The sequence below is a fragment of the Dietzia cinnamea NBRC 102147 genome (assembly GCF_001571065.1).
In the GTDB taxonomy this organism is placed as follows: Bacteria; Actinomycetota; Actinomycetes; order Mycobacteriales; family Mycobacteriaceae; genus Dietzia; species Dietzia cinnamea.
In genome coordinates this window covers 20197-27106 of the sequence record NZ_BCSW01000041.1, presented here as the reverse complement: position 1 = coordinate 27106, position 6910 = coordinate 20197, and the positions used below count along the sequence as shown (strand labels likewise).

5 protein-coding genes are annotated in these 6910 nt (G+C 71.5%); 1 reads left to right on the top strand and 4 read right to left on the bottom strand.

Going from position 1 to position 6910, the window contains the following annotated elements:
- Nucleotides 1–203 precede the first annotated feature (203 nt).
- On the top strand, nucleotides 204–779 hold the full coding sequence (locus DCI01S_RS12740; protein ID WP_061229576.1) for a hypothetical protein: 576 nt from the start codon (nucleotides 204–206) through the stop codon (nucleotides 777–779).
- A 60-nt stretch (nucleotides 780–839) separates the two neighbouring features.
- On the opposite strand, the gene DCI01S_RS12735 is transcribed toward DCI01S_RS12740, so the two are convergent.
- From DCI01S_RS12735 to DCI01S_RS12720, 4 genes are read right to left on the bottom strand one after another with little or no spacing between them, the layout of a single operon-like run.
- A complete protein-coding gene (locus DCI01S_RS12735) occupies nucleotides 840–1229 on the bottom strand; it encodes an MmcQ/YjbR family DNA-binding protein (RefSeq protein ID WP_174521557.1) in 390 nt (129 codons plus the stop codon).
- 16 nt (nucleotides 1230–1245) lie between these two features.
- Nucleotides 1246–3807 (bottom strand): GNAT family N-acetyltransferase, encoded by a 2562-nt coding sequence (locus DCI01S_RS12730; protein ID WP_061229574.1) that lies wholly within the window; start codon nucleotides 3805–3807, stop codon nucleotides 1246–1248.
- Nucleotides 3804–5204 carry a lysine N(6)-hydroxylase/L-ornithine N(5)-oxygenase family protein gene (locus DCI01S_RS12725; RefSeq protein WP_061229573.1) on the bottom strand — a complete coding sequence of 467 codons (1401 nt, stop codon included), beginning with the start codon at nucleotides 5202–5204 and terminating at the stop codon, nucleotides 3804–3806. The genes DCI01S_RS12730 and DCI01S_RS12725 overlap by 4 nt, the downstream gene beginning before the upstream one ends.
- Nucleotides 5201–6700 (bottom strand): pyridoxal phosphate-dependent decarboxylase family protein, encoded by a 1500-nt coding sequence (locus DCI01S_RS12720; protein WP_061229572.1) that lies wholly within the window; start codon nucleotides 6698–6700, stop codon nucleotides 5201–5203. Before DCI01S_RS12720 ends, DCI01S_RS12725 begins: the two co-directional genes overlap by 4 nt.
- Between the last annotated feature and the right edge of the window lie 210 nt (nucleotides 6701–6910).

Here is a 6910-nt window from a genome sequence, read left to right as displayed (position 1 = left end):
GTGATCAACTGTGCGGCCGCACCGCGGCCGTCTCGAATACGTGTTCTATTCTACGTCCACGTGTTCGACACCACAAGGCCTACGTGGGTGGAACTGAGAAAGACCACGCATTGGCAACGACGCTTCGGGGGCTCGAGATTTATGGGACCCTCATTAACTGATCGGGGGAGACCGCCCGACGCACCGGAGTTCGGAGGCTCACCATGACCAAGTCAATCGCGTACGTCGGCGCACTGGCCGCGGCCCTGCTCGTCGCCTCGGCGGGCACTGCAGCAGCTCAGAGCTCTGATCCTGCGGACACCGGCTCGATCCCGGGCTCCGCGGCCGCCGATGGCGAGAACGGTACGGGTGCCGAGAGGGGCAGCGGTGCCGGCGCCGAGGACGGCGAGACCGGCCAGCTGGGCGAACTCGGTGAGCTGCTTCCCGGCTCGGTCACGGGGTCGCTGCCCGGCTACGCCTCGGGGCCGCTCGGTTCCGCGGCCACCTTCGCCTGCAACGTCGGCAGCGCCGCCGGCCTGGCCGCGAATGCGATCGGGGCCCCGCTGCAGGTGCCGGTCGGCGTGATCTGCGCGGTCCTCAACCCCGCTGCACGGTCCGCCGACGCCCTGCTGGCAGGAGACGTCGACGGATCGGTCAGCGCTGTCCTCAGCGGAGTGCCGCTCGTGGGCGGCTCGTTGGCGGATCAGCTCGACACCTCGTCGGCCACCGAGTCGGTCAAGGGATCGGTGGGCGAGCAGCTCGGCTCGCTGACCGAGACGTCGTTGTCGCCTGCGAACTGAGCCGAGACGGCGAGAGCCCGCGCCGGACAGCGGCCGCCGCGCCGACCGGCCCAGCCGCGGTCAGGCCCGCTGGCCGCGGCCGAAGGTCTCCGGCTCGACGGGCTGCTGGCCCTTCGGCAGCCCGGCCACGACGAGACGGTAGGACTCGGTGACGAGCTCGTCGACCATCTCGGCGGTCAGGGTGCCGCCCGGATGCAGCGAGATCCAGTGCTGCTTGTTCATGTGGTAGCCGGGAGTGATGTCGGCGTCCGCGGCGCGGAGGGACATCGAGTCCGAGGGCAGCGCTTTGAGGATCACCTGGGGCTCGCCCTCGACCTTGGCGTGGAACATGAACATCTTGCCGCGGACCTTGAACACGTCGAAGTCCGGGCCGAACGGGAACTCCAGGGTGGACGCCGGAAGCTCACGCGCCCTCGCGGCCGCGCACTTCTGGAGTTCCCGTCCGTTCACACGGTCGACGCTACCGTCACCCCACGGGTGTCGGGTCGTGCTGCCGGCGCGGTGCCGCATCGCCGCGAGCGCCGGGCGCCGCGCCCTGTCGCCCCGTCGCCTCGTCGGCCGTCTCCCTGGAGCGCGCGGCGAGCGGGTTCGCCAGCGTGCCCGCGAACTGCAGAGAACCGGCCTGATCGGTCAGGGCCACCATTTGCCTGGTGTTGCGCAACTGCAGCCGGTTGAGGCACGAATGCTTGAACCGCGGGGCGAACAGCGCCTCCCAGGTGGGACGGTGCACCTCGCCGTCGTCGCCGTCGTCGCCCGCGTCACCAGGGGCGAGGACCTCCAGGCACCGGCGCGTCTCATCCCAGAACGCCTCGGCGTCGAGCACGCCGGCGGTGTCGAGGATCGCGGCGAGGTGGCGCAGCACCCCGTCCATCACGTCGGTCTGGATGCTCAGGGCGGCGGTCTCGGCGTCCAGGACGTGGCGGACTCGTTCGATGCCGTCGGGCAGCGGCAGGTCGCGCACCATCGCGACCTCCTCGCCGATGTCCTTGAACAGTGTGCGCCGCGGAGTGTGGTCAGGGCCCAGAACGACGATGACGTTCTCGCCGTGCGGCATGAACACGAGCCCGTGCGCGAGGAGGCAACGGGCGACCGGCAGGACATAGGCGTCGAGCAGCGCGCGTAGCCACGTGCGGGCCTCGTGGCCGGAGCGCTCGAGGTGTTCGACGGCGAGGGCACGCCCGTGCAGGTCCACGTGCAGCATCGAGGCCAGCGTGACGGCCCGCTCGCCGTCGGCCAACCGGGGGACCGGGCTCTCCCGCCACAGAGCGGCGATCATCTTGGTGTGCGGACCCGCGTCGGACACGCCCGCGGCGGCGGCCCGGTGATAGGCGTCGCCGGTGTAGCCGACCGCGGCGACCTCGCGCAGGACCCCGAAGTCGAGCGCCCGCAGGACGGGGTCCGAGTCGACGATCCCGGCCACCCAGTCGTTGACCGCCGGGGTGTCGTGCATGTACTTCGGTGACAGGCCGCGGGTGAAGCCCATGTTCTGCACGGCCAGGGCGGTCTTGACGTAGCCGCGCTCGGGGCGGGTGACGTCGAAGAACGTGCGCACGGACTGCTGCGGCCGGTACTCGCTGTCCGACTCGCCCAGGTACACGAGGTCGCGGCGCGCGAGGTCGGGGGCGAACGCCACCGCGATCTTGTGCCCCCACTGCCACGGGTGGACGGGCAGGACGCGGTATCCGGCGGGGTCGAGCCCGAGCGCACGCAGCCGGTCGTCGCACCGCTCGAGGGCCTCGGCGCCGAACTCGCGGGCGTAGAGCTCGTCCTCGTCGAGGCCGGCGACGGTGGCCAGGTGGCTGAGGTCGCGGCGCGCGGCGAGCCACACGAGCCGGACCGTCGAGCGGGACTCCGGCGTGTAGTGGTGCCTGTCTGTCAGTCCGAGGCCCACGCGGCCGTTGTTGGCGACGAAGCCGGGGTGGCCCTCGGTCATCGCCCCCTCGACCTCCTGGAGACCGGACTCGGCGAGCTGCTGCGCGGGTCGGTCGCGATGGTGCAGGCAGAACGCGGCCGAGCCGAGCGTCGCGGCGATCTCCTCGAGGTAGACGCCGAGCAGCGTCTCCGGGATCCCCAACTCCGGCGCGAGCGAGAGGATGAGCTCCTGCGCGTCCGGTTCCGCCGGCGCTCCGTTGACCTCGCGACGCAGCGACGCCTCGTCGATCGCCCAGTGCTCCAGCGGGAGCACGCGGGCGCGGAACGTCCACCGCTCGTCGCCGGCGCGGACCGTGTAGGTGTCCGTCGCGGCGTCGTGGACGGGCGCGAGGAGCCGTTCGTGGGAGAACTCGGCGAGGGCCTTGACGCACAGGTGACGGTGGGCGCGGCGCATGGCGTGACCGGTGAGATGAGCGTGACCGGTGAGGTGCGCATGTCCGGCGTGGGTATCCGACGACGACGACGAGATCACCCGCGTCCCGGCGCCGATCTCCGACCCGCGGAACGCATCGGCGGTGCAGAAGGAGAGCAGTGCCGTCTTGTCGGGCAGGTCGACCGGGCCCGCCTCGCGGAAGCCGGCGCGGGCGTTGAGCCGGTGCACGGCCGTGTTCCGGATGTCGGGCTCCACGACCACCCGGCGGGCCGGCGAGCGGCCGATCATCGGGACCGCGAAGGCCGTGGAGCAGATGGCGCCCATGACCGCGGCCGTCGTGCCGGGGACCGGGGTGCGGGTCGGCGCGACGAGGAGGTGCATGCCGAAGTCGCCGGGCTCGTGCGGGTACCGGCCGTCGAGCTCGACCTCGGCGGGGTCGTAGAACACGGCCAGGCCGACGCGGAGACCGTCGATGCGGACGATGAGCACCCGCCGGTGCGGGTCCGACGACCAGTCGAGGAGGAACTGCTCGACCTGCACCGGTGTCGACCCCTGCATGCCCCAGTAGGACGATCCCGGATGATCCAACCAGGCGTGCAGCGTACGGAGCGTGTCGGTGCTGTCGGTGGCGCCACCGAGTGCGAGCGGCTCGAGCGTGACGATCCCGGCCGGGGTATGGACTGTGCTGACCGGGGTCTGGACGGTGCTGACGGGGTGGCTCATCGTGCCTCCTGTTGCCGGGTGGTCGGCGAATCGTGGGCGGGGGCGCGCTGAGTGGGGTCGGCGCCGCCGGCAGGAGCCCCGAACTGCTGGAACGCGATCGACGTCTCGACCGGGTAGACCTCGCGCCCGCAGATCGAGCGCAGGATGATGCTGTTGCGCATCGCGCCCATGCCCAGGTCCGGAGCGGTGAGCCCGTGCGTGTGCTCTTCCGCGTTCTGGACGTGGATCGTCGAATGCGCACGGTCGACGGTGTGGTCGCGGGCCACGCGGTACCGGCCCCGCTCGTCGCGGTCGATCTCGTCGGCGATCCCGTCCAGGAACCGCGGCGGGGTGGGGGAGTAGCCGGTCGCCAAGACCAGCCCGTCGGTGTGGTGCGTCCAGGGCCGCCCGGTGTCGGCGCAGCTCAGGTCCAGACGCAGCGCGCCGGGCGAGTCGGCCCCGCGGACCTCGCGGGCAGCGCCGTCCAGGGTGGTGGCCGCCGCGAGCAGGCCGCTGGGGAGGCCGTGAACCGAGCGGCGGTACAGCAGGTCGTGGACTCCGTTGACGAGCTCGGCGTTGATGCCCTTGTACAGCGAGCGCTGCTCTCGCAGCATCCGGTCGCGCCGATCCGCCGGAAGCGCGTGGAAGTGGTCGATGTACTCCGGCGACGTCATCTCCAACGTGAGCTTGGTGTACTCCATCGGGAAGAACCGAGGTGACCGGGTCACCCAGTCGATGCGTGGTCCGTCGGCGCCGGCGGACGAGAGCAGATCGTGGTAGATCTCGGCGGCCGACTGGCCGCTGCCCACCACCGTCACCGATCCGAGCGTCAGCAGCTCGTCCCGCCGGTGCAGGTAATCGCTCGCGTGGAGCGCCACCGACCCGTCACCGTCCAGCGGCCCCCGGTCGATCGGCGCCCACGGGGTCGTCCCGATCCCCAGCACCAGGTGCCGGGCGCGGTAGGTCTCGGTGCCCTCCGAGGTGATGGCGGTGACCCGGTAGACGGGGGCCTCGTCGTCGTCGCCCCGTTCCTCTCGACGGACGTCGACCACCTCCCGGCCCCAGCGCAGGCCGCCGACCCGTTCGGACGCCCAGCGGCAGTAGGCGTCGTACTCGGCGCGCAGCGGCTGGAAGTCCTCACGGATGTAGAAGGGGTACAGGCGTCCGATCTGCTTGAGGTAGTTCAGGAACGAGTACGGCGACGTCGGGTCCGCCAGCGTCACCAGGTCGGCCAGGAACGGCACCTGGATGGTGGCGTCGTCGAACATCAGCCCGTGGTGCCACGCGAAGCCGTCGCGGGCGTCGAGGAAGACCGCGTCCAGCCCCAGCGGCTCGGCCAGGCACGCCAGGCCCAGGTTGAACGGGCCGATCCCCACGCCCACCAGGTCGTGGATGCGGTCGGTGGTGTTGGTACTCACGTCAGCACCCCCGCGGTCGTGGCTTCGCGCATCCCGGCGGTCAGGTACCGGGCGGCGGAACGGACGTCGGCCAGGACGGCGGCGACGTCCTCGTCGGCGAGATGGGGATCGAGGACGGTCAGCTTGAGACACGGTCGCCCGTCCACGACGGTCGCCGCGACCAGCGAGCGGCCCTCCGCGAACAGGGCGTCCCGGATCGGGCGGACCAGGGCGTCCGACTCGGCGTCGGAGACGGGTCGACCGTCCGCTCCGGCCGGGCGGGGGCGGAACAGCACCGTCGACAGGGCCGGCACGCGGACCAGCTCGAGCTCGGCGTCCGCCTCGACGGTGCGGCCGATGCGCGCCGCGACGTCGATCGCGCTGTCCAGCAGCCGGCCGATCCCGGCCGCGCCCATCACCCGCAGCGTCATCCACAGCTTGAGCGCGTCGAAGCGCCGGGTCGTCTGCAGGGACTTGTCCACCGCGTGGTCATCGCCGTCGGCGGGGTTGAGGTAGTCCGCGCTCACCGTGGAGTGCCGGAAGCCGGAACCGGCGCGGAGCAGCAGCGCCGACGCGGCGACCGGCAGGAAGAAGGTCTTGTGGAAGTCCACGGTCACCGAGTCCGCCAGGTCGATCCCGTCGAGCAGGTCGCGGCGGGTGGGGGAGACCAGCAGCCCGCCGCCGTACGCGGCGTCCACGTGCATCCACACGTCGTGGCGGCGGCAGACCTCGCCGACCGCGCGCAGCGGGTCGATCGCGCCGTGGTCCGTGGTGCCGGCCAGGGCCACGACGGCCGCGACCTCGTGCCCGGCGTTCGCCAACGTGGACAGCATGCGGTCGAGGGTGGCCGGATCCATTTGGTCGCCGTCGCCGGGCAGCGTCACCACGGCGTCCGGGGCCAGGCCCAGCAGGCGCGCGGCCTTGACCACGCTGAGGTGGGCGTGCTCGCCGGTGACGATCCGCAGGCCCGGCAGCCGCGCGCAGCGGTCGCCGGCGTCGTCGCTCCCCGGTGCCGGCCGGCTGAGCCGGTCCTCGCGGGCGGTGAACAGGCCCTGGAGGTTGGACGCGGTGCCGCCGGTCGTGAACACCCCGTCGGGGCGCCCGGAGTCGTCGAACCCGATGAGATCGGTGACCCAGTCGATGAGCCTCTGCTCGATGAGGCAGGCGGACGTGCCCTGGTCCCACGTCTCCACGGCGGTGTTCACCGACGTCGCCAGGGCCTCGGCGGCGACGGCGGGGATCGTGATGGGACAGTTCAGGTGCGCGAGGTAGCGCGGATGGTGGTAGCCCACCGCGTGGTCGAGGTAGAGCTCGCGGACCTCCTCGAGCGCCGTGTCGAGAGTGCCGAGCGGGGCGGACAGGTCGACGGCCGCGGTCTGCGCGGCCAGCGCCGACGGCGACGCCGGGGATCGCGGCGTGGTCCGACCGCCGAGGTACCGGCTGACCTCGGCGGTCGCCGCCGCCAGGGCCGCGGCGAGGGCCTCCCGGTTCTCGCTGCTCAACAATGGATCGTTCACGGGCACTCCGACCTACTCTGGGACGTTCGGTACCGGGGAACGCTAAGCAGGTTAGGCTATCCTAAACAACCATGGGGTGAGATGAATCACTATCTCGCACACCGAATGTTGGAAATCTTTCCCGCGCCCCTTGCGTTGGAGCGCGCCACAACTCTACTGTGACGCCTGGCTAGGTTAGCCAAGCCTAACTAGCGAGAAGCGATAGTTTCA

What these genes read in the sequence shown, in the direction of transcription:
- DCI01S_RS12740 (WP_061229576.1), top strand. Translation starts at nt 204, where the DNA reads ATGACCAAGTCAATCGCGTACGTCGGCGCACTGGCCGCGGCCCTGCTC.
- DCI01S_RS12730 (WP_061229574.1), bottom strand. Translation starts at nt 3,807, where the DNA reads ATGAGCCACCCCGTCAGCACCGTCCAGACCCCGGTCAGCACAGTCCAT.